Origin of the sequence: Kitasatospora sp. MBT66, assembly GCF_000710405.2 — a bacterium.
In the GTDB taxonomy this organism is placed as follows: Bacteria; Actinomycetota; Actinomycetes; order Streptomycetales; family Streptomycetaceae; genus Kitasatospora; species Kitasatospora purpeofusca.
Map to the genome: position 1 here is coordinate 131,833 of NZ_JAIY01000006.1, position 652 is coordinate 132,484.

1 protein-coding gene is annotated in these 652 nt (G+C 70.6%); it reads right to left on the bottom strand.

Annotation, left to right across the window (positions count from 1 at the left end; translation table 11 throughout):
• Window positions 1–49: 49 nt before the first annotated feature.
• On the bottom strand, window positions 50–652 hold a 603-nt coding region (locus BI06_RS13145), incomplete at its 5' end, for an exodeoxyribonuclease III (protein ID WP_043468189.1).

The window sequence follows — 652 nt, forward strand, 5'->3', positions numbered from 1 at the left end:
GACCGTGCAGAACGCCGCAGGACGGGCGCAGCAACGAACCGCGAGGACGCTACTCGATGCTCAGGTCGAACACGGCGGTGACGGGCGCGTGGTCGGACCAGCGCTCCGCGTGGGTCTCGGCGCGTTCGACGTAGGCCTCGACGGCCCGGGCGGCCAGGCCGGGGGTGGCGACCTGGAGGTCGATCCGCCAGCCCGAGTCGTTGTCGAAGGCGCGGCCCCGGTAGGACCACCAGGAGTAGGGGCCGGTGCGGTCGGGGTGGAGGCGGCGGACGACGTCGACGTAGCCGGCCTCGTCGTAGACGCGGGAGAGCCAGGCGCGCTCCTCGGGGAGGAAGCCGGCGGCCTTCTGGTTGGACTTCCAGTTCTTGAGGTCCTCGGGGCGGTGGGCGATGTTCCAGTCGCCGCAGACCACGACCTCGCGGCCGTCGGCGGCGGCGCGGGTGCGGAGCTTCTGCAGGTGGACGAGGAACTCCGCCATGAAGCGCTCCTTCTCCTCCTGGCGTTCGGTGCCGACTTCTCCGGAGGGGAGGTAGAGGCTGGCCACGGTCAGGCCCGGCAGATCGATTTCGACATACCTGCCCGAATTGTCGAATTCGGCCGATTCGAAGCCGATGGCCGTCCGGCTCGGCTCCTGGCGGGAGAGGACGGCGAC